This window comes from Streptomyces griseoloalbus, from assembly GCA_014650015.1.
Taxonomy (GTDB): Bacteria; Actinomycetota; Actinomycetes; order Streptomycetales; family Streptomycetaceae; genus Streptomyces; species Streptomyces griseoloalbus.
On record BMUD01000029.1, the window covers coordinates 54232 to 79927 of the forward strand.

At 71.9% G+C, this 25696-nt stretch carries 28 protein-coding genes and 2 pseudogenes; 18 read left to right on the forward strand and 12 right to left on the reverse strand.

Annotation, left to right across the window (positions count from 1 at the left end; genetic code table 11):
* The first annotated feature begins 1 nt into the window (after window position 1).
* On the forward strand, window positions 2-1258 hold the full coding sequence (locus IE178_RS31285; RefSeq protein ID WP_193514578.1) for a GNAT family N-acetyltransferase: 1257 nt from the start codon (window positions 2-4) through the stop codon (window positions 1256-1258).
* 167 nt (window positions 1259-1425) lie between these two features.
* Here IE178_RS31285 and IE178_RS31290 read toward each other — a convergent pair whose 3' ends face one another.
* Complete coding sequence (locus IE178_RS31290; RefSeq protein WP_184763971.1) at window positions 1426-1611, reverse strand: hypothetical protein; 186 nt, start codon at window positions 1609-1611, stop codon at window positions 1426-1428.
* A 252-nt stretch (window positions 1612-1863) separates the two neighbouring features.
* On the opposite strand from IE178_RS31290, the gene IE178_RS31295 reads away from it, so the two are divergent.
* The gene (locus IE178_RS31295; protein WP_318280340.1) at window positions 1864-2703 is read left to right on the forward strand and encodes a winged helix-turn-helix domain-containing protein; all 840 of its coding nucleotides are present in this window, start codon (window positions 1864-1866) and stop codon (window positions 2701-2703) included.
* Between the two features lie 36 nt (window positions 2704-2739).
* Here the strand turns inward: IE178_RS31295 and IE178_RS31300 are convergent, their stop codons facing one another.
* A complete protein-coding gene (locus tag IE178_RS31300) occupies window positions 2740-2928 on the reverse strand; it encodes a hypothetical protein (protein ID WP_184763969.1) in 189 nt (62 codons plus the stop codon).
* 156 nt (window positions 2929-3084) lie between these two features.
* Here IE178_RS31300 and IE178_RS31305 point away from each other — a divergent pair, with 156 nt between their 5' ends.
* The 5 genes and pseudogenes from IE178_RS31305 to IE178_RS31325 form a co-directional block, all read left to right on the forward strand.
* A complete protein-coding gene (locus IE178_RS31305; protein ID WP_193514580.1) occupies window positions 3085-3966 on the forward strand; it encodes a GntR family transcriptional regulator in 882 nt (293 codons plus the stop codon).
* On the forward strand, window positions 3966-4709 hold the full coding sequence (locus IE178_RS31310; protein WP_318280341.1) for an HAD family hydrolase: 744 nt from the start codon (window positions 3966-3968) through the stop codon (window positions 4707-4709). The genes IE178_RS31305 and IE178_RS31310 overlap by 1 nt, the downstream gene beginning before the upstream one ends.
* Window positions 4710-4871: 162 nt before the next feature.
* Window positions 4872-5981, forward strand: a complete 1110-nt coding sequence (locus IE178_RS31315) for a phosphotransferase (RefSeq protein ID WP_193514582.1) — start codon at window positions 4872-4874, stop codon at window positions 5979-5981.
* Window positions 5982-5987: 6 nt separating this feature from the next.
* A pseudogene (locus tag IE178_RS31320) lies at window positions 5988-6155 on the forward strand (TetR family transcriptional regulator); the annotation flags it as partial.
* Window positions 6155-6643 (forward strand): annotated as a pseudogene (locus tag IE178_RS31325) (AAA family ATPase); the annotation flags it as partial. The pseudogenes IE178_RS31320 and IE178_RS31325, both read left to right, overlap by 1 nt.
* Window positions 6644-6659: 16 nt before the next feature.
* On the opposite strand, the gene IE178_RS31330 reads toward IE178_RS31325, so the two are convergent.
* Window positions 6660-7547, reverse strand: coding sequence for an NAD(P)-dependent oxidoreductase (locus IE178_RS31330; RefSeq protein ID WP_193514583.1), 888 nt, complete (start codon window positions 7545-7547; stop codon window positions 6660-6662).
* Between the two features lie 49 nt (window positions 7548-7596).
* Here IE178_RS31330 and IE178_RS31335 point away from each other — a divergent pair, with 49 nt between their 5' ends.
* Window positions 7597-7947: a winged helix-turn-helix transcriptional regulator gene (locus IE178_RS31335; protein ID WP_184763964.1), complete on the forward strand. Its 351-nt coding sequence runs from the start codon at window positions 7597-7599 to the stop codon at window positions 7945-7947.
* Between the two features lie 131 nt (window positions 7948-8078).
* Here IE178_RS31335 and IE178_RS31340 read toward each other — a convergent pair whose 3' ends face one another.
* Window positions 8079-8777, reverse strand: coding sequence for a FadR/GntR family transcriptional regulator (locus tag IE178_RS31340; RefSeq protein ID WP_193514584.1), 699 nt, complete (start codon window positions 8775-8777; stop codon window positions 8079-8081).
* A gap of 239 nt (window positions 8778-9016) precedes the next feature.
* On the opposite strand from IE178_RS31340, the gene IE178_RS31345 reads away from it, so the two are divergent.
* From IE178_RS31345 to IE178_RS31360, 4 genes are all read left to right on the forward strand, one after another.
* Entirely contained in the window at window positions 9017-10258 is a 1242-nt protein-coding gene (locus IE178_RS31345) for an aminotransferase class V-fold PLP-dependent enzyme (RefSeq protein WP_193514585.1), read from the forward strand.
* A gap of 107 nt (window positions 10259-10365) precedes the next feature.
* The gene (locus IE178_RS31350) at window positions 10366-11661 is read left to right on the forward strand and encodes an ABC transporter substrate-binding protein (protein ID WP_193514586.1); all 1296 of its coding nucleotides are present in this window, start codon (window positions 10366-10368) and stop codon (window positions 11659-11661) included.
* A gap of 2 nt (window positions 11662-11663) precedes the next feature.
* A complete protein-coding gene (locus tag IE178_RS31355) occupies window positions 11664-12698 on the forward strand; it encodes a carbohydrate ABC transporter permease (RefSeq protein ID WP_193514587.1) in 1035 nt (344 codons plus the stop codon).
* Entirely contained in the window at window positions 12695-13531 is an 837-nt protein-coding gene (locus IE178_RS31360) for a carbohydrate ABC transporter permease (RefSeq protein WP_184763959.1), read from the forward strand. The genes IE178_RS31355 and IE178_RS31360 overlap by 4 nt, the downstream gene beginning before the upstream one ends.
* A 31-nt stretch (window positions 13532-13562) precedes the next feature.
* Here IE178_RS31360 and IE178_RS31365 read toward each other — a convergent pair whose 3' ends face one another.
* Window positions 13563-14159 (reverse strand): DinB family protein, encoded by a 597-nt coding sequence (locus IE178_RS31365; RefSeq protein WP_193514588.1) that lies wholly within the window; start codon window positions 14157-14159, stop codon window positions 13563-13565.
* Between the two features lie 366 nt (window positions 14160-14525).
* Window positions 14526-15386: a GNAT family N-acetyltransferase gene (locus tag IE178_RS31370; RefSeq protein ID WP_193514589.1), complete on the reverse strand. Its 861-nt coding sequence runs from the start codon at window positions 15384-15386 to the stop codon at window positions 14526-14528.
* A gap of 427 nt (window positions 15387-15813) precedes the next feature.
* On the opposite strand from IE178_RS31370, the gene IE178_RS31375 reads away from it, so the two are divergent.
* Window positions 15814-16479, forward strand: coding sequence for a maleylpyruvate isomerase family mycothiol-dependent enzyme (locus IE178_RS31375; protein WP_193514590.1), 666 nt, complete (start codon window positions 15814-15816; stop codon window positions 16477-16479).
* A gap of 8 nt (window positions 16480-16487) precedes the next feature.
* On the opposite strand, the gene IE178_RS36360 is transcribed toward IE178_RS31375, so the two are convergent.
* The 3 genes from IE178_RS36360 to IE178_RS31385 all read right to left on the reverse strand — a co-directional run bounded on the left by IE178_RS36360 (window position 16488) and on the right by IE178_RS31385 (window position 18264).
* The gene (locus tag IE178_RS36360; protein ID WP_318280344.1) at window positions 16488-16880 is read right to left on the reverse strand and encodes a hypothetical protein; all 393 of its coding nucleotides are present in this window, start codon (window positions 16878-16880) and stop codon (window positions 16488-16490) included.
* Window positions 16826-17509 (reverse strand): alpha/beta hydrolase, encoded by a 684-nt coding sequence (locus IE178_RS31380; RefSeq protein WP_318280345.1) that lies wholly within the window; start codon window positions 17507-17509, stop codon window positions 16826-16828. Before IE178_RS31380 ends, IE178_RS36360 begins: the two co-directional genes overlap by 55 nt.
* Window positions 17510-17895: 386 nt before the next feature.
* The gene (locus tag IE178_RS31385) at window positions 17896-18264 is read right to left on the reverse strand and encodes a hypothetical protein (RefSeq protein WP_184763955.1); all 369 of its coding nucleotides are present in this window, start codon (window positions 18262-18264) and stop codon (window positions 17896-17898) included.
* Between the two features lie 103 nt (window positions 18265-18367).
* On the opposite strand from IE178_RS31385, the gene sigJ reads away from it, so the two are divergent.
* On the forward strand, window positions 18368-19282 hold the full coding sequence (gene sigJ / locus IE178_RS31390) for an RNA polymerase sigma factor SigJ (RefSeq protein WP_184763954.1): 915 nt from the start codon (window positions 18368-18370) through the stop codon (window positions 19280-19282).
* Window positions 19283-19479: 197 nt separating this feature from the next.
* Here the strand turns inward: sigJ and IE178_RS31395 are convergent, their stop codons facing one another.
* Window positions 19480-19935 (reverse strand): MarR family transcriptional regulator, encoded by a 456-nt coding sequence (locus tag IE178_RS31395; RefSeq protein ID WP_193514591.1) that lies wholly within the window; start codon window positions 19933-19935, stop codon window positions 19480-19482.
* A gap of 68 nt (window positions 19936-20003) precedes the next feature.
* Between IE178_RS31395 and IE178_RS31400 the strand changes: the two genes are divergently transcribed.
* From IE178_RS31400 to IE178_RS31415, 4 genes are all read left to right on the forward strand, one after another.
* A complete protein-coding gene (locus tag IE178_RS31400; protein ID WP_193514592.1) occupies window positions 20004-20837 on the forward strand; it encodes an alpha/beta fold hydrolase in 834 nt (277 codons plus the stop codon).
* A gap of 227 nt (window positions 20838-21064) precedes the next feature.
* Complete coding sequence (locus tag IE178_RS31405; RefSeq protein WP_193514593.1) at window positions 21065-21664, forward strand: helix-turn-helix domain-containing protein; 600 nt, start codon at window positions 21065-21067, stop codon at window positions 21662-21664.
* A 77-nt stretch (window positions 21665-21741) separates the two neighbouring features.
* The gene (locus IE178_RS31410) at window positions 21742-22350 is read left to right on the forward strand and encodes a hypothetical protein (RefSeq protein WP_184763950.1); all 609 of its coding nucleotides are present in this window, start codon (window positions 21742-21744) and stop codon (window positions 22348-22350) included.
* Between the two features lie 128 nt (window positions 22351-22478).
* On the forward strand, window positions 22479-22814 hold the full coding sequence (locus IE178_RS31415; RefSeq protein ID WP_193514605.1) for a DUF2516 family protein: 336 nt from the start codon (window positions 22479-22481) through the stop codon (window positions 22812-22814).
* Window positions 22815-22833: 19 nt separating this feature from the next.
* Here IE178_RS31415 and IE178_RS31420 read toward each other — a convergent pair whose 3' ends face one another.
* Together IE178_RS31420 and IE178_RS31425 are read right to left on the reverse strand one after the other, a co-directional pair.
* Window positions 22834-24201: a PP2C family protein-serine/threonine phosphatase gene (locus IE178_RS31420; protein WP_193514594.1), complete on the reverse strand. Its 1368-nt coding sequence runs from the start codon at window positions 24199-24201 to the stop codon at window positions 22834-22836.
* A 354-nt stretch (window positions 24202-24555) separates the two neighbouring features.
* Window positions 24556-25683, reverse strand: a complete 1128-nt coding sequence (locus IE178_RS31425) for a C40 family peptidase (protein WP_193514595.1) — start codon at window positions 25681-25683, stop codon at window positions 24556-24558.
* Window positions 25684-25696: the final 13 nt, after the last annotated feature.

Sequence of the window (25696 nt, forward strand, 5' to 3'; positions counted from 1 at the left end):
CATGACCTCCCGCGCCGACATCGACGTACGCCCGATCGACGAGACCGAGTTCGCCGACTGGAATCGTGCCCTCAACACCGGGTTCCTGCGTGAGCCCACTTCCGCCCAGGAGATCATCGACGCGCGCCGGGCGCAGTTCACGCCCGGCCGGTCGGTGGGGGCCTTCGACGGCGGGCGCTGTGTCGCGACGTTCCGTTCCTTCGCGCAGGAGCTCACCGTGGTCGGTGGTGCGACGGTGCCCGCCGACGCCGTCTCCAATGTCACCGTCACCGCCACCCACCGCCGCCGCGGGCTGCTGACGCGCATGATGGCGCAGGACCTCGCCGCCGCGAAGGAGCGCGGGGACGTCGTCGCGACGCTGATCGCCGCCGAGTACCCGATCTACGGCCGTTACGGTTTCGGCCCGGCCACCTCGACGACCGAGTGGACGGTCGACGTCCCGCGCGCCGGCCTCGACCCGCGCTGGGCGGGTCCCGGGGACGGCGGCCGTGTCGACCTCGTGGACGGGGAGGACGTCCGCAAGCTGGGGCCCGAGCTGCACGAGCGGCTGCGCCGGGCGCAGCCGGGGGCGGTCAGCCGGGACGACCTGTGGTGGAAGATCACCACGGGGGCCGTGCGCTTCCACGCGACGTTCCAGGAGCCGTACTACGTGGTGTACCGCTCGGCCGGCGGCGAGATCGAGGGCATGGCCGCCTACACCGCGGACGACCACTGGGGCGACGCCAAGCAGCCGTTGAACACGGCGCAGGTGAAGTGGCTGATCGGCGTGACCCCGGCCGCCCAACGCGCGTTGTGGCGCTACCTGTGTTCGATCGACTGGGTGGTGAAGGTGAAGAGCGGCCGGCGCGCCCCCGACGACCTGCTCCCGCTCTTCCTGCCGGACCCGCGGGCTGCCGCCGTCACCACGCACGCGGATTGGCTGTGGGTGCGGATCCTGGACGTCGTACGGGCCCTGGAGGCGCGGACGTACGAGGCGGCGGGGTCGCTGGTGCTGGAGGTCGCCGACAGTGGCGGGCCGGCCGGTGGGCGTTACCGGCTGGAGGCGTCGGCGGACGGGGCCGGGTCGTGTGTGCCGACCACCGAGAGTGCCGACCTCACGCTGGACGTCGTCGAGTTGGCGACGCTGTGGCTGGGCGACGAGTCCGCGGTGCGGCTGGCGGCGCTGGGCCGGGTGCGGGAAGAACGAGCGGGCGCCGCCCGTCAGGCCGACGCCCTGCTGCGTACGTCCAGGCGACCGTGGTGCCCGGACCTGTTCTGAGCGCTGTCGCTCGCGCGCCCCTGCTGCCTGCCTCCTTCCGCCGACGACGGGTGAGCGCTCATCCGTAGCGAGCTGTTCGGTTGTGGTTGTTGTGCGGGTGGTGCCTACTGACGGGCTCCCGGCTCCCCTCCGGAGAGGAGCCCGGTCAGCGGTCCGTGGGTGTGCGGTCAGCCGGACTGGGCGAGCAGCATCACGAGGATGACCGCGCCGATGCCGCCGATCATGGTGTTCCGCGCCTTGATGCCCACGGTGAGGGCGACGAAGGCGATGATCCCCATCGGTCCGTACTTCCACTGGACGAGCTGCTCGAATCCAATGGCCAGGGATGCGACGACGACGGCGACGAGCGGCATGACGGTTCCCCCTTGGTATGCGTGGTCCCCCACCGTCACCCTGGTGGCCAACCCCCGCGAGGGATCAACCAGGTTGTGAGAGTTGGTGACCAACTTGTTCTTGGTTATCTCCACTTGGAAGAGGCTTATAACCACCCTTCGCCGAACTGCCCGAAGATGGCGGGAAGTTGTAGGGTTTCGGTTGTGGACCCGGAACACGCCTCCGTCAAGGGACGGAAGAAGTCGCAGCGGCCACGGACAACACATCGCGAGGTGGCCGACGAACTGCGCGCGCGGATCAGGTCCGGGGCGCTGCAGCCGGGCCAGCGCATGCCCACGCAGGCCCAGCTCGCCGCCGAGTTCGGCGTGGAGCGCCCCGCGGTCCGCCAGGCGCTGCGCATCCTGCGGTCCGAGCGGCTGCTCACCAACGTCTCCAAGGGCGTGCCGGCGACCGTCGCCGCCGACCCCGGCAGGGCGCCGACCGGCCCCGCGGCACCTCCGCTGCCCACCACGGTGGCCCTCGCGCCCGCGATCGCCGCCGCCTTCGCGGCCGAGCACGTGGAGATCGACGCCGTCTGCCTGACCTCGATCTCGCTCACCCTCGCCATCGGGGAGCCGCTGCGCCAGATCCACGCGGGGCGACTGAAACCGGCCACGGTCGACGTGCGGGTGCTGCTGCCCGGCCGGGACATCGACCTGGCCTTCCCGGTCCCGGTCGAGGGGCCCGGCGGGGCGGACGGCCCGGTCCACGAGCGGTGGCTGTCGATGCGCAACGCCCAGGGGCAGGTGCTGCGGCACAATCTGCTCGCCCTGCGTGCCACGCACGGCATCGACGTGCGGGTCTCCTTCCGGGCGCTGCCCTTCACCCCGCCGGTGAAGCTGTATCTGCTCAACGGCGTGGAGGCGCTGTTCGCCTACTACACGGTGGTCCGTCACGAGGCGCGGGTCGGCCGGGAGAACCTGGAGATGTACGACGCCCAGGGCGTCCGGTCCCCGCTGTTCGCCTTCGAGCGGGGGGCCGGCCCGCGGGACACCGCGTTCGTGGAGCAGTCGCGTCTGTGGTTCGACGCACTGTGGGAGACGATCAGTTCGGAGCTGGTGCTCACGGGCTGACGTCTCCCACGGCAGCCGGGGCGACCGGTCGGCTTCTCACAGGGCCGGCCTCGCCACCAGCAGCGCGAGCAGCACCGCTCCGGCGGAGCTGACCCCGGGGCTGTTGGCCCTGACGCCCATGGCGAGCAACAGCAGGCCGACGACGCCGGCCGCGCCGTACCGCCACTGGACGAGCTGCTCGGCGGTGATCACGAGGACGGCGAAGATCGGGGCGAGGACGGGCATGGTGTTCCCCCTTCGGACCGGTGCGGTACGGCGGAGTCGCACCCTCCGCCAACTCGGTAAAGTTGGCGACCAACTTTGACTATGTTGTCCCCACTTGGCTACCGCTCATAAACAACTTTCAAGCAACTCCCCATGGATGGATCACAGTTGTAGCGTTTGGTCGTGACTCAGGAGAACGTGTCAGTGAACGACGGCAACAGGCTCTCGCCCCAGGAGATCGCCGACATCCTGCGGGAACGCATCCGCAGCGGCGAGCTCAGGGCGGGCGACCGCCTGCCCACCCAGGCCGAGCTGGCCGTGGAGTTCGGCGTGGAGCGCGGCACCGTTCGCCAGGCGCTGCGCGCCCTCCAGGAGGACGGCCTGCTCAGCAACGTCAGCAAGGGCAGCCCGCCGCGGATCGCCGAACCGGCTCCCGCGCGGGAGGAACCCCAGCCGACGATGGTGGGCCTCGCCCCGCGCCTGACGAAGGCGTTCGAACCGGCCCGGGTGCGGATCGACGCGGTGTGCCTGACGGCCGAGAGCCTCATGCTGGCGCTCGGCGAACCCGTCCGGCACATCCACGAGGGCCGGATCCGCCCCGAGTCCGTCGACGTCCGCATCATGCTGCCCAGCCGGGACATCAACCTCGCCTTCCCCGTCCCCGTCGAGGAGGGCGACGGCGGCGACAACCCGGTCCACGACCGCTGGCTGGCGATGCGCAACGCCCAGGCCCGCGTGCTCCAGCACAACCTCCTCGCGCTGCGCGCCACGCACGGCATCGACGTACGCGTGTCGTTCCGCGCCCTGCCCTTCACCCCGCCGGTGAAGCTGTACCTGCTCAACGGGGAGGAGGCGCTGATCGGCTACTACATGCTCACCCGCCGCGAGGAGGAGTGGGAGAGCCGCACCCTGGAGATGTTCGACGTGCTGGGCTCCCAGTCCCTCCTCTTCTCGTTCCTCGAGCGGGCCGGCCGGCGGGACCAGGCCTTCGTGGAGGAATCCCAGAAGTGGTTCGACGCCCTCTGGGAAACCATCACGACGGACCTGACACTCTCCTAGTGACTTCTGAGACGAAGCGGACCGATCCGGTGACGGCCGGGACCGAGACGGAACCGAACGAACTGCGGAACCTGATCAAGGGCGCCCGTGTCGTGCTGTGGGACTTCGACGGCCCCGTCTGCCGCCTGTTCGCCGGGCACTCGGCGGAGCGGGTGGCGAACGACCTGGCGTCCTGGCTGGAGGGGCGCGGCCTGCACGGCCTGCTGACGGAGACCGAACGCGAGTCGCTGGACCCGCACGTGGTCCTGCGCGCCCTCGACCGCCGGCACCCCGGCAGCGACCTGGTCGCGGAGCTGGAGGAGCGCCTCACCCACGAGGAACTGCGGGCCACCGCCTCGGCGATGCCCACCCCGTACGCGGATCCGCTGATCCGCACCTGGACCGCGGTGGGCTCACGGCTGGCCATCGCGACCAACAACTCCCCGCGCGTGGTGCGCGAGTACCTCACCTCCCGCGGCCTCGTCCCCTGCTTCGCCCCGCACATATACGGCCGCACCCAGGAGCTGAACCACCTCAAACCCGACCCGCACTGCATCAACCGGGCCCTGAACGCCATGGGCGCCGCTCCGTCGGCCTCGCTGATGATCGGCGACACGCCGTCCGACCTGTTCGCCGCCCGGGCGGCGGGCGTACCGTTCCTCGGCTACGCCCGCACCGAACGCAAGCGCAGGCTGCTGCGCGACGCGGGCGCCACGGTGGTCGTGGACTCGCTGAAGCCGGTCCTGTGGCAGGTCCGCCACTGACGCCCGGCCGCGCCGCGGTTGACGCCCGGCCGCGCTGCGGTGCGCCTTCAGAGGGGCACTTCGGCGAAGGGAACGAGTCCCGCGCGAAGCACGGCGGCGCCGGGAGTAACGTACTGCCACTTCCGTGACCTGCGGAGAGGTCCAGTACGAGAGAAACGGGCCATGCCACCCGACACACCTTCCCCCGCTCGGCAGCACGCGCTCGCGGCGTGCGGGAATCCGAGCGTGGTCGAGGGGCCGCTTCAGGGCTACCACCACGAGACCTACGTCTTTCCCCTCGCCGACGAGGCGGGAGCGGCCTCGACCGCTCGCTGGAAGTGCCGGGAGCCGCGCGCCGGCCTGCTCTGGTTCGACCGGCGGTGTTTCGACTCCGAGGAACAGCTTCTGCACGCGCTGAGCGGTCGGATCACCAGCATCCCGGGCATCACCGAGTTCGGTGGCCTGCGCCTGCAGCGGTTCATCGAAGGCCGGACGCTGGGCGCCCTGAGGACGTCCGGTCGTCCGGTTCCCGGCCCGCTGCTCCGGCAGGTCGTCGGCCTCTTCCGCGAGCTGGCCGGGGTGACGCCGGAGACCCTGGTCGTCAAGCGGCGCTGCGAGGCCAGGGACCGTCCCGAGTCCGGTGACACCAACGGGTTCCTCGAGCGGCTCGTCCGCTTCACGGAGGAGAGCGTCTACCTGTCGAACCTCGACGCGTTCGCGACGCTCTTCGAGGACGTGGGAGTGGACGGCGACACGTTCAAGAACCTCAGGAAGCACGTCTCGGGCCTGACGGAGCGCCCTTTCTGCCTCCTCCATGCCGATCTGCACCGCGAGAACCTCATCGTCGATCCCGAGCGACGGCTCTGGACCATCGACTGGGAACTCGCGATGCTCGGCGACCCGCTCTACGACCTGGCCACCCACCTGTATCTCATGCGGTACCCGCAGTGGCAGGCCCGCCGACTCACCGGCCAGTGGGTGAGCACCGTCGAGGAGGTCCGTCCCGGCGGCTCGAAGGGCTGGCGGCACGATCTGGGGCTGCTCCTGGACTACAAGAAGGCTCAGTCCGTATTCACCGACGTCATCCGCGCGGCCCTGTCGCTGGACCCCGAGCCGGGCCCCGGCGGGCCGGGCCCCGGCCGCATGGGCGGGAAGCTGCACCGGATCCTGACCGAGGCCGCCGTGCCGCTGGGCCTCGAGTCGGTGCCGGCCCCGGACCGGATCGCGGAGGCTCTCGTACGCTGGCGCCGCACGCGCGGGGAGACCGGGACCGGCGCGAGGACGGGCCCGTAGGCTCGCATGAGTGAGAGCGGGCTGCGGGAGCGCAAGAAGCAGCGGATGTACCGGACCGTGTCGGACACCGCGATCCGGCTCTTCCTGGAGCGGGGCTTCGACGCGGTGTCCGTGGCCGAGGTGGCCGCCGCCGCCGAGATCTCCAAGCCGACGCTCTTCCGGTACTTCCCGGCGTGGTCCCGCTGACCACCGGATTCCGGGTGCCGCGGGCGGTGGTGACGCTCACCAACCGGCTCCTGGAACGCCTGGACGTCGACGTCCCGGCCGCCCGTTCGCTGCGCGGCGACGGCGCGTTGCGCCTGCGGGAGGTACCCGGGCCGGGCGAGGTGCCGGACGCGGTCGTGGCCGCCGTACGGGACGCGTTGGAGCGTGAGGGGTCCGTCGGGGTCGTCGCGGCGGACGCGGACGTGCCCCGGCTGCGGCAGGCGCTGGCCGGGGCGGGGGTGGACGCGGCGGGGCCACAGGCGCTGGGCGCGCGCGTCGCCCTGGTGCCGGCGAGCGTCGTCAAGGGGCTGGAGTACGACCATGTGGTGGCCGTCGAACCGGCCGCGATCGCGGAGGCGGAGGCACCCGGGGACCGGGGACTGCACCGGCTGTACGTGGTGCTGACCCGGGCGGTGTCCCGGCTGGAGGTGGTGCACGGGCGGCCCCTGCCGTTCTGAGGCCGCCCGGGGCCCGTCAGCGACGGGCGAGCACCTCGGCGACCCGGATGAACCCGTCCGTACCGTGTCCGAGGGCGATGACCCGCCGCGCCTGCCCCTCGATCACGCGCATCACGCTCGCTTCGATGCCGTGGGCCTCGGAGGCGTGCACGACGTGGGCCATGGTCGACGCGGCCGAGGTGACCGGGTTCACCCTGCCCGAGTAGGTGCCGGCGTCGGCATCGGCCGCGAACTCCGTGAACACCGGCGGGAGGATCGCGGCGATGCCCGCGGCGAAGGGGGCGAGCTCAACGGCGGAGATGCCCTCCGCGCGGGCCACGGCGAGGGCGTGCGCGTAGCCGGCCATCGACGTCCAGAAGATGTCGAGCAGCGCGATGTCGTACGCCGCCGCCCGGCCGATGTCCTCCCCGAGGTGGGTGTGGCTGCCGCCGAGCGCCGCCAGCACCGGCTGGTGCTCCCGGTACAGCTCCTCGGAGCCGCTGTACAGGAAGACCCCGTCGTCCGTGCCGATGGTCGTGGTCGGCGTCATGATCGCGCCGTCCACGTAGCGGACGCCGTGCCGGCCGGCCCACTCGGCCGTGTCCCGGGCGCGCTCGGGGATGTCGGCGCTCAGGTTCACGACCGTACGGCCCTTGAGGGCGGCGGCGACGGCGTCCTGGCGCAGCACGGCGTCCGAGGCGTCGTAGTTCACCACGCAGACGACGGTGAGCGGGGCGGCGGCGACCGCCTCCTCCGGCGAGGCGGCCGAGGTCGCGCCCCGGGCGACCAGCTCGCCGTCCCGGCCGGGCGTACGGTTCCAGACGGTGACGCGCAGCCCCGCCTCCAGGAACGCGCCGGCCAGCGCCCGGCCCATCGGACCGAGTCCGAGGACGGTGACGGAGGACTGGTCGGTGTGCACAGACATGTTCAACTCCCGTAATCTGTAGAACAATTGCTGAGGAAAGGGGCATGGCGTGGTGCACCGGCGCGACGATCCGAACGTCTGCGGCGTGACCGCCGCGATCTCCGTGATCGAGGGCAAGTGGAAGACCATGCTGTTGTGGCTGCTGGAGTCCGGACCGCAGCGGCCGGCCGCACTGCGCCGGAAGGCGCCCGGCCTCACCGAGAAGGTGCTGACCGTGGCGTTGCGCGAGATGGAGGCCGACGGGCTGGTGCACCGGGAGGTGCACGACGTACTGCCGCCGAAGACGGTCTACTCCCTGACGGAATTCGGCCGCGAGCTCGCCGAGGCACTGGCGCCCCTGTCCGGCTGGGGCCACCGCCGCCTGGAGAAGATGGCTCGGGCCGAGGCGGCGGCCTCCTGACGGCTGATCGTTCCCGCTCCTCTCCTGTCCGGTGCCTCGTCCGCTGCCCTCACCAAGGTTCGCCGGGCGGCGGCGCGCTGCCAAGTACGCACAAAAAAGTGGGTGTACGGGGCTTCGGGGCGGGGCCGCTGTCAGGCGTCGGCGTTGTCCTCCACGGGCGGCATGAGCGCGCGCAACCAGCGCTCCGTCTGAGCGACATGGGCCCCGGCGGCGCCCGCCGCGGCACCCGGGTCGCGGTCGGCGATCGCGGTGGCCAGTACGCGGTGGTCCGCGTCGCTCTTGGCCCGCAGCTCCGGGCCCTCCGGGAGGGTGAAGACCTGGTACTTGCGGGAGCGGGCGCGAAAGACCGCGAGCAGGGAGGCGAGGGTGGGGTTGCCGCCCGCCCGGGCGATCTCGGCGTGGAAGCGGTGGTCGAGTTCCGAGGCCTCGGTGGGGTCGTCGGTGGCCTCCATCGCCTCGATGAGCGAGAAGAGCGTCTCGATCGTCCCGGGGGTCGCGCGCGCGGCGGCCTTGGCCGCGACGTGGGCCTCCAGGACCCGCCGGATCTCGTACACCTCCAGCAGACCGGGCAGCGGCAGGAGCTGGAGCGTCAGCGAGAGGCTGCCGATGAGGTCCTCCGGCCTGAGCTGGGAGACGTAGGTGCCGGAGCCGTGCCGCGGCTCGATCACGCCCAGCGCCGCGAGCATGCGCACCGCCTCGCGCAACGAGCCGCGGGAGACGCCCAGTTCCTCGCAGAGGTCCGCCTCGGGGGGGATGCGCTCCCCGGCGGCGAGCCGCCCCGTGGCGATCATGTGCCGTAGGCCGTGGAACGCCTTGTCGACTGCGGACATCCGTTTCCTCCCCTGACGGACCGGCGGCAGCGCGCGCCTGCCCCGTGCACTGTAGCGAGGGGAAGAGATCAGATGTCTTGGTTGTATCAGCTGCGAGTCATCTGACTTCTCTCGCTGCAGGGGTCTTGTCATGGCCGAAAACCCCATGCCACCATCCCGAGTCATCATACGTCTTGGCCTTGAAGGTCTGATGTCCCTCGCTGTCGCACAGGCGCGAGAGGACTCGAGATGGGAGCCATGTGAGCGAGACCGAGGTCACCACCGCACCCCGTCCCCTGCTGCTCGCCGACGGCCGGCCGGCGGCGCGGGCGTGGTCGCTGGACCCCGCCCTGCGCCATCTCAACCACGGCTCGTTCGGGGCCGTGCCGCTGGTGGCCCAGGAGCGGCAGCAGGAGCTGCGCACGCGGATGGAGAGCGCGCCGGTGGTGTGGTTCCCGGAACTGCCGGAGCGGCTGGCGGCGGCCCGGGTCGACCTCGCGGCCTTCCTCCGCACGGACCCCGGCGACCTCGCGCTGGTGCCGAACGCGAGCGCCGGCGTGAGCGTGGTGTACGCCGGTCTCGACCGCCGGGCCGGCGGGGAGATCGTCGTCACCGACCACGGCTACGGTGCCGTGACGATGGGCGCCGAGCGGCTGGCACGCCGCTGGGGCGGCCGGGTGCGCACCGCCAGGGTGCCGCTGGACGCCGACGAGGAGCAGGCGTACGAGGCCGTGATGGCCGAAGTGGGCGAGGCCACCGATCTCGTCGTCGTCGACCAGATCACCTCGGCCACCGCCCGCCGCCTGCCGGTGGAGCGGATCGGCGCGGAGGCCCGGCGGCGGGGCATTCCGCTGCTCGTGGACGCCGCGCACGCGCCCGGCCTGATCGCCGCCCCGCTCTCCGGGCTGACCTGCGACTTCTGGACGGGAAACCTGCACAAGTGGGGTTGCGCCCCGCGCGGCACCGCGGCCCTGGTGGCGCGGGGCCCGCTGCGGGAGCGGCTGTACCCGCTGATCGACTCCTGGGGCGCCGCCGACCCCTATCCCGACCGTTTCGACCAGCAGGGCACGATCGACGCCACCGGCTATCTGGCCGCCGCGACGGCGCTCGACTTCGTCGACACCACCTGGGGCTGGACCGCCGCCCGCCGCTACATGGACGACCTGGCCGGTTACGCCGAGCGGATCGTGGGCGCCGCGTTCGCCGAACTGACCGGCGCGGACGCCTTCGTCGACGTCGGCATGCCCGTGCCCGGCATGCGGCTGGTGCGGCTGCCCGAAGGACTGGCCGACAGCCGTGTCGCGGCCGACGCCCTGCGCGACCGGGCCGCCGCGGAACTCGGCGTCGAGGCGGCGTTCACCAGCTTCGGCGGCGTCGGCTACGTGCGCCTGTCCGCCCATGTCTACAACACCGCCGAGGACTACGAGTACTTCGCCGAGAGCTGCGTTCCCGTCCTCGGCGAGTGGGCCCGCGCGGCGCGCGAGCAGCACCACACGCCCTAGGGGCCTGTCTGACAGTTCCCGCCCGCCTCGCGACGCCCTGCACGCACTCTCGCCGCACCGTCTCGCGCCGCCGCCATCCCCGTACAACCAAGGAAGAGGTCAGCACGATGAGAAGAAGGACGGCAGCTCTCGCGCTCGGCACCGCCGCCGCGATGCTCCTGACCGGCTGTTCCACCATGAGCCCCGGCGAGAGCGGAACAGTCACCCTCAACATGGTCGAGAGCCTGACCAACCCCGCCCGCACCGGCCTGCTGAAGGAACTGATAGCCGACTTCGAGCAGCGGAACCCGAAGACCGAGGTCAACCTGGTCTCCCCGCCCACCGAGCAGGCCGACCAGAAGATCCAGCAGATGCTCCAGTCCGGCAGCGGCGTGGACGTCCTGGAGGTACGGGACATCACGGTCGGCCCGTGGTCGAACAACGGGTGGCTGTACGACATGAAGAAGGACCTGGCCGGCTGGAAGGGCTGGGACGCGCTGACCGACAACGCCGTCGCGGCCTCCGAGGACGGCAAGGGCAGGACGTACTTCGTCCCCTACGGCTTCTACGGGCTGAGCCTCTTCCACCGCACCGACCTGATCGAGAAGGCCGGCTTCGACAAGCCGCCGGCCACCTGGGAGGAACTGCTGGAGCAGGCCTCCGCGCTCCACGAACCGGGCAAGCGCCAGTACGGCTACGCCTTCCGGGGCGGGGCCAACGCGCACAGCAACGCCACCGCCGCGATCGAGGCGTACGTCGCCGACCGGATCGACCCGGCCAACGGCTACCTGCTGAAGGACGGCAGCACGATCTTCTCCGCGCCCGAGGCGCTCGACGCCATGGAGACCTATCTCAAGCTGTTCCAGCGGGCCTCGCCCAAGTCGTCGGTGGCCTGGGGCTACCCGGAGATGGTCGAGGGCTTCTCCAACGGCTCCACCGCCTTCCTGCTCCAGGACCCCGAGGTCATCGCCACCGTCTCGGAGTCCAAGTCGATCGAGCCGGGCCAGTGGAGCACCGCCCCGCTGGTGGCCGGCCCCAGCGGCAAGACCGTGCAGCCGCTGGCCACCGCCGGGTGGGGTGTGGCCGACGGCAGCAAGCACAAGGCCGAGGCGGTGAAGCTCGTCGAGTTCCTCTCCGAGGGTGAGGCGTCGACGGCCTTCACCAAGAAGAACAGCCTGGTGCCAATCCTGAAGTCGGCGGCCGAGGACGAGTTCTACCGGACCGGCCCGTGGGCCAGCTACGTCACCATGACGGAGAACCCGGACAAGTACCTCGTCGTCACCCAGCCGCGCGGCGTCGCCTGGTGGGCCCAGTGGCAGCAGCGGGCCGACACCGACGTGCAGAAGATGATCCTCGGCAAGCTGTCGCCCAAGGAACTGCTGGCCGGGTGGGACGCCTACTGGACCGAGAAGTGGAAGAAGTAGCCATGCCCGCCGCCTCCCCCGGTTCCTCCGTCACCTCGAAGCAGCAGTCGGCGCCCCCCTCCCGCGCGGGGGGCGCCCCGCCCGGCCGGGGCACGGCGGGGGGCCGCCGCAGCCGGGAGTTCACCACCCGCCGGGGCCTGGTCATCGCCGCCTTCATGGCCCCGGCGGCGGTCTTCGTGGCGGTCTTCACGTACTACCCGATGATCGCCGGCAGCCAGATGGCGTTCCGCAACTGGAACCTGACCGACCTCACCGACACCTCGTGGGTGGGCCTGAAGAACTTCCGTGACGTCTTCACCGACCCGGCCTGGAGCACGGTGCTGGACAACACCCTGCTCTGGGTGGTCGGTTCGATCGTGCCACAGCTGGTGATCGGGTTCGCCATCGCGCTGTGGCTGCGCCGCCGGTTCCGCTTCCGCGGGCTCTACCAGGCGCTGATCTTCTTCCCCTGGGCGATCTCCGGGTTCCTCATCGGCATCCTGTTCCGCTGGCTGTTCAACAGCGAGTTCGGCGTCGTCAACGACCTGCTGCAGAAGGCGGGGCTGATCGACGAGCCGATCGCCTGGCTGGCCGATCCGCAGACGGCGATGATCGCCGTGCTGATCGCCAACGTCTGGTACGGCGTCACCTTCTTCGCGATCATGATCCTGGCCGCGCTCCAGTCGGTCCCGGACGAGCTGTACGAGGCGGCGGCGCTGGACGGCGCGGGCAAGGCGCGCACGCTCTTCCGGATCACCATCCCCTACATCCGCGTGACGCTGGCGCTGACCGTGCTGCTGCGGGTGATCTGGATCTTCAACTTCCCCGACCTGATCTTCGGCATGACCGGAGGCGGGCCGAACGACGAGACACACATCGTGACGACCTGGATGATCAAGATCACGCAGCAGGGCGACTACGGCAAGGCGTCCGCCCTCGGCCTCCTGGTGGTCGCCATCCTGCTGGTCTTCGCGGTGTTCTTCCTGCTGGCGACGCGGGAGCGCCGGGTCCCGACGCGTGGCGCCGGAAAGAGCGGAAAGCGAGGTGTACGGTCGTGATCGGCAAGGAAACCACGGCCGGCCGGGCCACCAAGTTCACCTTCCTCGGCCTGTGGCTGGTCTTCTCCCTCTTCCCCCTCTACTGGATCGCCGTCACCTCGCTCAAGGCACCGGGCGACATCTTCGCCTTCCCCATCGCCTACTGGCCCGAGCGGTTCTCACTGGAGAACTACCAGGGCCTGTTCGGGAAGGCCGACTTCGGTACGTACCTCGTCAACAGCCTGGTGGTCGCGACCGTCGCGGGCGCGGTCGCCACGGCGATCTCGACGCTGTCGGCGTACGTCCTGGCACGCTTCGAGTTCCGCACCAAGTCGGCGCTGCTGATGGCGGCCCTGGTCACCCAGATGATCCCGTCCTTCATCGCGCTGGGTCCGCTGTACCTGCTGATGACCGACCTCCGGCTGGTGGACAACCGCCTCGGGCTCGTCCTCGTCTACATCGCCGTGTGCGTCCCGTTCTGCACGGTGATGCTCCGCGGCTTCTTCGAGAACATCCCGGACGCGCTGGAGGAGGCCGCCATGATCGACGGCCTGTCCCGGTTCGGGGCGCTGGTACGGGTCCTGCTGCCGGTGATGCGCCCCGGGATCGTGGCCGCGTTCATCTTCAACTTCGTCAACTGCTGGAACGAGCTGTTCCTCTCGGTGACGCTGATGAACAGCGACAGCAACAAGACGGTGCCGACGGCCCTGAACGGCTTCATCTCCAGCTTCAACATCGACTGGGGCTCGATGTCCGCCGCGGCCGTGCTGACCATCCTCCCCACCATGGTCCTCTTCGCCTTCGCCAGCCGGCACATCGTCCAGGGGCTCACCTCGGGGGCGGTGAAGGGGTGACCGGGCGGCGGAACGGAACGGCCGGCCGGTGTCAGTCGTCGCGGTCCGCCGCCTGCCGGGCGGCGCGCTCCAGGCGGCTCCGGTAGGCCTCCCACCAGGCCGGGTCGGACGACGGCAGGCTGGTGTCGGTCTCGTACATCCCCGCGGCGCCGTCCATGAGTTCCCTGAGGATGTCGGCGTGCCCGGCATGCCGGTGCGTATCGGCGATCACGCGCACCACGGCGTGGTGCAGCGTCAGCCCGTCCCTGTCGTCCGGCCACCACGGCACCCTGCCGGTCGTGTCCAGCGGCAGCGCGTCGATCGTCGCGTCCGCGTGGGCCCAGGCCCGGCGGTACAGCCCGACGACGAACGCGCGTGACTCGTCGGCGGTCGCCCACATGTCCGCGTTGGTCTCCGCTGCGTCCGCGAGCCAGGGCAGCGGCTCGCCGGACGGCCGGCCGAAGATGTCACCGAGGTAGCCCAACTCCACACCGGCCGCGTGTTTCACCAGGCCCAGGAGGTTGGTGCCGGTCGGCGTCAGCGGGCGGCGGACGTCGTACTCCGGGAGCCCCTCGAGCTTCCAGAGCAGGGCGTCGCGGGCCGACTGGAGCAAGCGGCGCAGATCGGTCTTGGCATCGGATGCGGTCATGCGGGCCAGTCTGCCGCGCGGCGGACCGCGCCGGCGGCCTTCGCGCACACGGGGGCGCGCCCGTGACCTCCCGGCGACGGTGGCCGAACTCCCGCGCCCCGTGGGGGTGTCGTCCGGCGGCGGCCGGGGACCTGATCAGCGGCGGACCGTCGCGACACGGCGCCTCGGCGCGGTGTGTGCGGGTGGGCCCCGGGTGGGCTCGCCGCCGGGTCGGCCGTGACCGCCGGCGTCCCCGACGAGGATGCCGCCGGGGGCTTCGATCACCGCCCGGCCGCCCGGACCGGCCCCGCGGTGATCCCGGTCTCCGTGTGGGTCGTGCGGAGCCACGGCGGGCGGGCGGTGGCCCGCCGTTCACCCGTTCCGCGGTCACGAGAAGTCGTACGCCGCCCAGTCGGCGAGCGGGCGGTAGCCGAGGCGCTGGTAGAGGGCGTTGCTGGTGGGGTTGGACCGGTCCGCGAACAGCACGACGTCCCTCGCGCCCGCGGCCAGCGCGGCCCGGCTCACCTCCGCCGTGACCGCGCCCGCGTAGCCGTGGCCACGGAGGTGGGCCGGGGTGTAGACGACGTCCACCTGGATCTGGCCGCCGATCAACGGGTTCATGCCCGCGACGGAGACGGGGGTGCCGTCCGGGGTCTCCCAGAGCGTGTAGCGCTTGTCGGCGTAGCGGGTGCCGGCCCACGTGCCGGCGTCGATGGTGACGTCTTCCCCGACGGCCTTGGCGAACTCGCCGCACCAGAACATGACGTCCTCGAGGTCCCGCTCGCCCAGGACGCGGCTCCGGCCCGCCGGCAGCGGATCCGGTGGGGTGAGTGTGCCGAGGCGGTACAGGCGCAGCCGCGTGTCGCGGGGTTCCGGCGTCGCGCCGGTGTGCCGCTGCCAGGCCTCGGCGAGAGCGGTGGCGGTGCCGTGGTCCGCGCTGACGGAGGGAAGGGAGTGCCCGAGGGCGGTCAGGCGGGCGGCGAGGGTGTCGGCCTGCTCGGGCGTGAGCGGGGTGGGGCACAGGGCGCGGGGCGGGAGGCGGTGGAAGGTGGCGTGGACCTCGCCCGCTCGCTCCAGCACGCCGAAGACGGGGGCTTCGCTGCCGAACGCGTCCGCACCGCGGGTCCGCAGTCTCTCGGCCCAGGTCAACGCCATGACGTGGCGGCCGGGCCGCGAGCGCAGAAACCCTCCGGCTCGTGCGAGGAATTCGTCGACGTCGTCGGTGAGGTGCCAGTCGTCGGGGCGCATGCTTCATGATTTCCCATGCCGGAGGTCCGCGCCGTGGTTTTCCGCCGGGGCGGGGCCCGCGGGACGTCGTCCACCGGTCTCCGGGCTTTTGCGCTTCCGGGCAACCAGTTGCTCGTCGGTGGAGTCGCCGCCGTCCGCCGAGGTCATGAGCGGGAGGCCAGGACCGCACCGTATCCGTCGTCATCCGGGGTGGTTCGGGGCGGGGACACAGCTCGCACGACAGACGTCCCGCACAGACGGTGTCCGGACTCGTCCGTGTCCGGGCGCTTGGGCTGAGTCATATGCTCCGGCGGCGGGCCGCACCGAGGAAAGTCCGTCGCGGGCGATGACTTCGCTCCGGAGTACCGGTCTTCCTCACGGACGCCCGTGCCGGACGCGGCCCGGGCGCGACGTTGGAGTACGCCCCCGTGACAGGAGACCCTTCCCAATGACTGATCCCGCAGTGACAGCGGCCCGCGGCCACGCGACCGGGGCCTGGCCCCTGATCCGCGCCGAGCGAGCCGCGCTGGCGGCCGATCTCGCGGACATGACGGACGAGCGCTGGGCAACGCCCTCGCTGTGCACCGGTTTGACGGTGCGTGAGGTCCTCGCGCACCTCACCGCGGGCGCGAGCCTGAACGCCGTGCGCTGGATGGCGGGGGTGATCCGTTGCCGGTTCGACTTCGACAAGCAGGTGGCCATGCGGCTGGCCGAGCAGCTGGGCACGAGTCCGGCCGGGACTCTTGAACGATTCCGGCGCATCATCCCGAGCACCACCAAGCCTCCCTTGCCTGCCATCGCCCTGCTCGGCGAGACGATCGTGCACGGGGAGGACATCCGGCGTCCGCTGGGCATCCGCCGCGACTACCCGATCGAGGTCGTCACCCGGGTCGCCGAGTACTACCAGGGCTCGGACCTCGTGGTCGTCGCCAAGGGACGCATCGCCGGCCTGAAGCTCGTCGCGGACGACGGCCCCTTCACGACCGGCTCGGGGCCGGTCGTGTCCGGCCCCACCGTGGCCTTGGTGATGGCCATGACCGGACGCGCGACGTACTGCGACGAACTCGAAGGTGACGGTGCGCGGCTCCTCCGCAGTCGCTGCGGGACGGTGTGACGTACGGGCTACCGGCGGGGGCGGTCGTGCAAGGCGGCCAGCAGCATCGGAAGCGCGTGCCGCAGTTCGCGGTACCCGTAGGTTCCGGTGTGGGTCCCGGGGTAGACGTGCGTGGTGACCGGTGCCCGCATGGACGTGAGCCGACCGCTCAGCATCCGGGTCTCTTCCGCGCAGACGGCCTCGGTGACGGAGACGACGCCGGGGCCCGCCAGCGCGACCCACTTCTCGGTGCCCGGGATGTGCGGCTCGGGGTCCGGGCCATCGAGAGGACCCGGGGTTCCGTCGCCGGAGGCGAGGTAGACGGGCGTGTCGCGCAGGCCGTCGGCGTGGTGGAAGGGGTCCCAGTTCAGCCACACCTTCCACTGCTCCCACGGATCCCCGAAGATCGCGTAGCCGTCCACTCCCACGAACTTCGCGCCGGCAGCCACATCTCGGGATGCCGGATCGGGTGCACCGGGGCCCCGAACGCGGCGACCGCGCCGAACAGGCCGGGGATCCGGGCGGCCATTCCCAGGGCACCGAAGCCACCCTGGGACTCGCCGGCCGCCGCCCTGCGCGGCCCGGCACCGTAGTCCCGCTCCACCAAGGGCACGACCTCGCGCAGGAAGTAGGTGCGTACCCCGGGCGGGCCCTGCCTGCCGTGGTTCCACCAGTCGGTCCAGAACCCGAACAGCGGCATGCCGGGCATGACGACCAGGACCTCGCGCAGTTCGGCGAGCTCCTGCACGCGGAAGAGCGTGGTCCATGTGGTGTGGTCGCCGTCGCCGCCCGCCAGCAGGTACAGGGTGGGCCAGCGGTCACCGGGGCCGCGTCGGTCCCAGCCCCGGGGGGTGAGCAGGGCCACGCGGCCGGGACCGCCCAGAGCCGGGGAGTCCATGGTCAGCTCGATGAGCCGCTCGCTCACCCGCCGCTCCGCGAGGACGCGACCCGTGGCCCTGGCGGGGGCCGCCCCCAGGAGTGATGTTCCGGCGGCGGTCAGCAGAGCCGCACCGGTGAGCACCGTGCGGCGGCGTGCATGCGAGTTCGGCATGTTGGTCTCCATCGGCCGAGGGACACCCTGCCTTGAGGGCTTCCTGCCACACGGCTGACAGCAAGCCGCTGCGGAAGGGCCGGACGCTGCCGAGTCGCCGTGGCCGTGCGGACGGGCTGACGGGGCGCCCTTCGCCGGCCGACGGAGGCCACGGCTCCGCACGCCGACCGACGGAGGCCACGGCTCCGCACGCCGGCTGACGGAGGCCACGGCTCCGCACGCCGGCCGACGGAGGCCCCGGCTCCGCACGCCGGCACACCGAAGGGCATCCCTTCGGTGCCGGGGCCACCTCGCGGATCCGGCGCCCGGCCGGCGCGCGCCCGGTCGAGGACCCGACTCACTTCCGGTACGCGCCCCCGTCGATCCCGCGGGCTCCGCGGCGGGCCTCAGCGCCGGACCAGGGCCAGCACGCTCAGACCGAACATCAGGACGCCCAGGGGGAGATGGACCGACGGAACGTGCGCGATGCCGAGTACCACCTGCACCGAGGCCAGTACGAGGAAGCCCGAGGCGTGCCGGACGGGCCGGGGAGAGCCGCCGCCGGGCTTCCACGCCAGCACCGCCGCGAGCAGGTACAGCATCGACGCCCCGTACATCACCCGCGCTCCGACGCCGTGCAGCGTCTCTCCGTAGGCCGAGGTCAGCAACAGGCCGGCGGACACGGCCTGAAGGAAGATGGTCAGGGTTTGCAGGGCGATCGCCATCCGCAGGAACGAGAAGCCGCGCTCCGCGTTCGCCGTCACCTGAGTGGTCATGTCGCAGTCCCCTTTTCCGCCCCTCGGGCAGCGAATCGATAATGGTCCCACCAGCCCGACGACGCGGGCCCGCGGAAGGTAAGGCGAGGGGGCGGCCGGAAGCATGGGCACGGGCGGAACCAGCACGGACGAGGTGGCCGGCGAGCGACGCCGGCTGCTCAATGTCGCCTACCGGCTGCTCGGTTCGGTGACCGAGGCCGAGGACGCCGTGCAGGACGCCTACGCACGCTGGTTCGCGCTGCCGCGGAGCCGACGGGAGGAGATCCTTTCCCCCGGCGCCTGGCTGACGACGGTGACCGGCCGCATCTGCCTGGACCTGCTCGGCTCGGCGCGGGCACGACGTGAACGCTATGTCGGCGCGTGGCTGCCCGAGCCGCTGCCCGACCGTGCCGAGCGGGACCACGCGGGCGCCGCCGGCCCCACCGGTTCCGCGGACCCGGCCGACCAGATCGTCCTGGACGAGTCGGTGGCCATGGCCTTCCTCGTCGTCCTGGACTCGATGACGCCCGCCGAGCGGGTGGCGTTCGTCCTGCACGACGTCTTCCGGTACCCGTTCGCCGAGATCGCCGGCGTGCTCGGCCGGACCCCCGCGGCCTGCAAGCAGCTGGCGGCCTCCGCCCGGCGGCGGGTGGGCGCCGCGCACGCTCCGGTACCGGCGAGCCAGGCCGACGTGGTGAGGCGGGTCAAAGAGGCATGGGAGACCAAGGACATCGCGACCCTCGTCGGTCTCCTCAACCCGGCCGCCGTGATGACCGCCGACGGCGGCGGCATGGCCGGCGCCGTCCCGCGCCCGGTCGAGGGCGGCACGCGCATCGCCCAGTACATGGTCGCCATCGCCGACAAGGCTCCGGGGCTCGAACTCCTGCAGCGGTCGGTCAACGGTGTGCCGGGCCTGGTGGCCCGGCGTGCCCGCGTCGTCGTGACCGTTGCCTCGTTCGACGTCTCCGACGGGCGCGTCACCCGGATCTGGGCGGTGCGCAACCCGGAGAAACTGCGGCCGTGGGCACGGCAGGGCTAGGGGTCTGACAATTCGCGTCGTCGCCCGCGAGGCAGGCGGGAATCGTCAGACAGGCCTGAGGACTGGACGTTTCAGTCCGGTCGCTGCCGACCGAGTAGCCGCCGACCGGCTTCGGCCAGGTCGTGCCACCGGTCGCCGGTGACGACCGTTGCCCGTCCCGTCCCGGGCATACGTCGCGGCCCGCGGCCCGCGCGAGGTCAGACCGAGCGCACCCGCCGGGTCGACTCCAACACGGACGTCAGGAAGCGGTGCACCGTCTCCAACTCGCTTGCCTCGAAACCGTCCACAGCCACCACCACCTCGCCGATCACCGGTCCGAAGAAGGTCCACCCGAGTTCCGTGGCCTTCTCCTCCACGTTCAGCAGCACACGGCGCCGATCGGTGGTGTCCCTGCTGCGCCGGACCAGCCCGAGCCCTTCCAGCCGATCCACCAGGGCGGTGGTCCCGGCCGAGTTCAGGCGCAGTTGCTCACCGAGCCACCCGGGCGTGGCACGGGTCCCGGCCCGTGCCGCGTCCAGCAGGTGGATCAGCGCGCGCACGTCGGTGGGGTGCAGCCCGTGGCGCGCGGCGAACTCGGCGCCGAGCAGGTCGAACTCCACGGTGACCGCGCGCAGCAAGTGAACCAGTTTCATCGCCGGGCTCTGATCGTCCATGCGCACTCCCTCGGGTCGGGGTTCCTGCGTAGTATCTCGCTCAACGAGAGTATCGCTGAGCGAGAGGAATGCCGGTGCCCCCGTCCGCTTTCGACCTTGCCTACAACGAGCTGCGCGCCCGCTGGCCCGAATCCACCGAGGAGTGCGACGTCGCCACGCCGTACGGGCGCACCCGGGTCCATGTGTACGGGCCGGCGGACGGCAGCCCACTGGTGCTGCTGCCCGGCGGCTCCGCCACCGGCCTGGTCTGGTTCGCCAACGCGCCGGCTCTCGGCGAGCGATACCGGGTCCATGCGGTCGATCTGGTGGGCGATGCCGGCCGCACCGAACGTCGGGGCACACCGCTGAAGAGCGCCGACGACCTGACGGCCTGGTTGGACGCGCTGCTGGACGGGCTCGGGCTCGACCGCGTGCACCTGTGCGGTCACTCCTACGGCGCCTGGCTGGCCGTCAGGTACGCACTGCGCGCACCGCGGCGGGTCGACCGCCTCGCCCTCGTCGATCCCACCCAGGTCTTCGCCGGGTTCCGCCCGGGCTACCTGCTGCGTGCGCTGCCCACCCTGATCCGCCCGAGCCGAGCCCGTGCCCGCGCCTTCCTGGCCTGGGAGACGGCGGATACCCACCCGGACGAGACCTGGCAGCGCCTCTACGCGCTGGCCACCACCGTCCCCGGCCGCAAGCTCGTCGCCGGCGGCCGTCCCCGAACCGCCGGCCTCCGCATGCCGGTGCTGGTCCTGCTCGCGGAGCACAGCCGCGCCCACCACGCTGCCGAGGTCGCCGACCGAGCCCGCCGGACGCTCGCGCGGGGCGAGGTGGCACTGCTCCCCGGAGCCACCCACCACTCCCTGCCGCTCACCGCGCCGAAGCAGCTGAACGACCGGCTGATGGATTTCCTGGGCTGACAGCGCCCCAGGCCACTGCCGGACGCCGACCCCGCGCCAACCACCCGACGGCGCCTGCGACCCCCGCTGCCCCTGATACCCGCGGGCCGTCGGACCGCGGAGCGCGACCTGACTGCCGTCGGACCACGGAGCGCGACCTGACGCGACCAGCCGTCACGTCGCACCCCGTGGCGCACTATTGCAAGCAGGTGCTTGCAATAGTTAGCGCGTTGGGGCAGGGTGGAGGCATGGCATCGCTGAACGTCGGCAATCTCGGTGAGTATCTGCGCGAGCAGCGGCGCAGCGCGCAGCTGTCGCTGCGGCAGCTCGCCGACGCCGCCGGGGTGTCCAATCCGTATCTCAGCCAGATCGAGCGCGGGCTGCGCAAGCCGAGCGCGGAGGTGTTGCAGCAGGTCGCCAAGGCGCTGCGGATCTCCGCCGAGACGCTGTACGTCCGGGCCGGCATCCTCGACGCGGAGCGGGACGGGGAGGAGCGCCGGCGGGAGGGGACGACGCGGGCCGTGCTGCTCGCCGACCCCACGCTGACCGAACGTCAGAAGCAGGTGCTGCTCCAGATCTACGAGTCCTTCCGCAAGGAGAACGGGTTTGGGGCCGCCGGGGACGGTGAGGCGACGGACGGGGATCACGGGACCCTCGAGGTCGATGAGGCCGACGAGGTGACCGGGGTCCCGGAGGTCGCCGTCGACGGGAGTGACCGCTCGGTGGACGCCCCGGACGGCGGTGCCGGGATAGCCGGGCGCCGTACGGCCGACGGCGGTACGTCGGGCAGGCCCCGCCCCCGCGCGGCCGGCGGCAGCGACACCGATCCGCGGCAGACCGCCGGCTGAGCCGGACCGGGGCACCGGCCGCCCGCCGTGGATCACACACAACCCTCAGCCGAAACGAATCCGGGAGGACCATTACCATGGCCATCACCGACGACCTGCGCAAGACCTTCAGCGACCCGACCCCGCTCTACTTCGCCGCCGGCACCGCCGACCTCGCGTTGCAGCAGGCCAAGAAGGTGCCGGCCCTGGTGGAGCAGCTGCGCACCGAGGCCCCGGCCCGTATCGAGGCCGTCCGCAACACCGACCCCAAGGCCGTCCAGGAGCGGGCGACCGTCCGGGTCCGGGAGACGCAGGAAACCCTGCAGACCAAGGTCGGCGAGCTCATCGGCGGGCTCGACACCGACCTGAAGAAGCTCGGTGAGTCCGCCCAGGACCTCGCGCTGCGCGGGGTGGGCGTCGCCGCCGAGTACGCGGTCAAGGCCCGGGAGGCCTATGAGAAGGTCGCGGAGCACGGCGAGCAGGCCGTGAAGACCTGGCGCGGCGAGGCCGCCGAGAGCATCGAGGACATCGCCGTGGCCGTCGAGCCCCCGGCCGAGCCGAAGCCCGCGCCCCGGCCCGAGCCGGTCGAGGCCGCGGACGACAAGCCCGCCGGGACCGCCGCCGAGGCTGCCGCGGCGAAGCCCGCCGCCAAGAAGGCCCCGGTGCGCAAGAACACCGCGAAGAAGACGATCCCGCCCGCGAAGTAGGCGCCGGGCGGGGTAACGGGCCGGGCACTTACGCGGTGCCCGGCCCGTTCCCCTGATAGCCGACCGGCGTATGCGGGTACGGTGACGGCGAAGAGGACAAGCCGATTCGGGTGGTGGACGTTGTGCTGATGCAGGGCTTCGCGGGGTTCATGTGGCTGCTGAGCATGGCCCTGATCGTTTTCAGCGGCTTCGCGCTGATCGACGCCGCCACGCGCCGTGAGGACGCCTATCGCGCCGCCGACAAGCAGACCAAGCCCTTCTGGCTGATCATCCTCGCCATCGCCTTCGTGGTGAACCTGATCTTCAACATCCTGTCGTTCCTGCCGATCATCGGCCTGATCGCGACCATCGTGTACATGGTCGACGTGCGCCCGGCCCTCCGCGGCCTCCCCGGCGGCGGCCGCAGCAGCCGCAGGGGCTCCAGCAGCGACGGCCCGTACGGCCCCTGGAACGGCGGCAGGTAGGAACGCGGCGCGCCGCCGCTCAGACCCCGCGGTCCAGCAGCAGCACCGCCACGTCGTCCGTCAGCTCTCCCCCGTTGAGGTCCCGGACCTCGTTGACGGCGGTCCGCAGCAGCTCCTCACCGCGCAGACCCTCGGAGAGCTGGCGGCGGATCATCTCGACCATGCCGTCCTGGCCGAGCCGCTCCCCGGTGTCGCCGACCCGGCCCTCGATCAGGCCGTCGGTGTAGAGCATCAGACTCCACTCGGCACCCAGCTCCACCTGCGTCCGCGGCCAGCGGGCGCCCGGCAGCAGCCCGAGCGCCGGGCCGTTGTTGTCGTACGGCAGCAGCCGCGCCGGCAGGCCCGGGCGGGCCAGCAGCGGCGAGGGGTGGCCCGCCAGGCACAGGCCCGCCCGGCGGCCGTCCGGCGCGATGTCCACCGTGCACAGGGTCGCGAAGATCTCGTCGTCCGCCCGTTCGTGCTCCAGCACCTCCTGCAACGTGCCCAGCAGCTGGTCCCCGCACAGCCCCGCCAGGGTCAGCGCACGCCAGGCGATGCGCAGCTCCACGCCGAGGGCGGCCTCGTCCGGGCCGTGCCCGCAGACGTCACCGATCATGGCGTGCACGGTGCCGTCCGGGGTGCGGACGACGTCGTAGAAGTCGCCGCCGAGCAGGGCCCGTGAGCGACCGGGGCGGTAGCGGGCGGCGAAGCGCAGCGGGGAGCCGTCCAGCAGCGGCGTCGGCAGCAGACCACGCTCCAGGCGGGCGTTCTCCTGGGCGCGGAGCCTGCCCTCGGCGAGCCGTCGCTCGGCGGAGTCGGACCGCTTGCGTTCCACCGCGTACCGGATCGCCCGGCTCAGCAGCCGGCCGTCCAGCTCGTCGCGGACGAGGTAGTCCTGGGCGCCCACCCGTACCGCCGCCGCGCCGCGCTCGGCGTCGTCGGCCCCGGTGAGGGCGAGGACGGCGTGCCGGGGCGCGAGCTCCAGTACGTGCTTGAGCACGGCGAGCTCGTCGTCACCGTCGCCCGCCCGGCCCGGCGCGGGCAGGGCGAGGTCCAGCAGGATGCAGTGGACGTCGTCGGTGAGCAGCCGCTCGGCCTCGGTGAGGTTGCGGGCGGTGCGGACGCGGATCGGCTTGCCGGACTGGTCGAGCAGGTCCGGCACGATCGGCGAGCCGCCCGGATCGTCCTCGATCAGCAGCAGCGTGAGGTTGGTGTGGGCGGTCGGCTCGGCCTTGTCCGGCGTGGTCGTGGCCCGGTCCGTGGTGTTCTCGGACGGGTCCGCCGCGCGAGGGGCCGTCGTCCGGGCCTCCGAGGAGTCCTGGGCGGAGCCGCCGTTCGGTGGGGCGGCCGGCGCCTGACCACTTTCCGCGGCCGGGATCGCTCTCTGCCGCGGTATGGGTACGGGCATGGTTCCGGGTTCCTTCCCTCCCCCCGAGGGCACGGTGGGGGCCGGGGCCTGTCGCACAGACCCGGGGATCGTGGCCTTCCCCGAGCTCACACCGCGGGTGCGAGCGGGGGACGCCCCCTTCGAACGGGGACCATAGCGGTTGCCGGCGCCGCAACGGAATGGTGTGAACCACGTCGCCCGGCCATCAGCCACTGTCATATGCCGCGATTGCTACCGCAGTTGGACAGGCCGATGATGCCGCCGGAATGACGAACGTCACGTCCGCAGGGTGTTTGGCCGCAAGATCCACGTGCGCTGGGTCACGTGGCCCATGTCACCGGGCCGTTGAGCGGACCGGACGGCGCCGCCCGCGGGTCAGTTCGCGTCCGCGTCCGCCGCGTCCTGTGCGCCGCCCGCCCCGGTGCCCGGGTCCGGCCGGACCACCCCGAGAATCGGCATCGACCCGGCCCCCGCGAGCGTCACCGCCCGCCCGGGACGCGGGGCGTGCACGATGGCGCCGTCCCCCACGTACATCCCGACATGGCTGGCGTCGTCGAAGTAGATGACGAGGTCGCCGGGCCGCATCTCCCTGATGTCGACGCGCTCGAGCTGTCTCCACTGCGCCTGCGAAGTGCGCGGGATGCCCCGTCCGGCCGATATCCAGGCCTGCGAGGTCAGTCCTGAGCAGTCGTACGTCTTCGGGCCCTCGGCGCCCCACTGGTACGGCTTTCCGATCTGCGCGGTGGCGTACGCGACGGCCTTCCTGCCCCGCTCTGTCGCCTTGCCGCTGATGTCGTCGAGGATGCCGGAGCTCAGCCATGTGCTCTGTGCCTCGTCGGCGGCCTGCTGCTCCAGCCGGGCCAGGCGCTCCTTCTCCTCCTTCTCCAGCTCGGACTCGACCTTCTCGGCCGCCTCGATCTGCTTCTCGATGCTCTTCTGCGCCTTGGCCTTGGCCTCGCGTCCGGCCTCCAGCTTCTTCCACTGGGCGTCGGCGTCCCGCGCGTACTGCTCCAAGTCCTGCTGGGTGCGGGTCATTTCCCCGAGGAGGCCGTTGGTGGCGTGCTGGCCCTGCCGCACCCGGCCCGCTCCGTCGAGGAACTCCTGCGGATCGTCGCTCAGCATCAGATGGGCCTCGGGCGGCAGCCCGCCGCCGCGGTACTGGGCGGCGGCCGCGGCGCCCGCGCGGGCGTTCAACTCGGCCAGCCTCTCCCGGCCCTTGGCGATCTTCTTCGCCAGCCGGTCGATCTCGGCGGACTGCTGCTCCGCCTTTTCCTCGGCGGCGTTGTACGCGTCGGTGGCGACGGCCGCCGCGCGGTAGAGCTTGTCGAGCTTCTTGCGTACGGCTTCGAGGTCCTTGTCGGCCGGGACGCTCACGCCGGGAGCCGCGCTCGGGGGCGGCGGGGGAGTGGGAGCCGCGAACGCCGTGCCGGGCACCGCCAGCACGGTGACCGCACAGACCACGGTCACGGCTGCCGTGAGCCATCCGCGCTTGCCCGTCCCCATGACTGCACCCCCA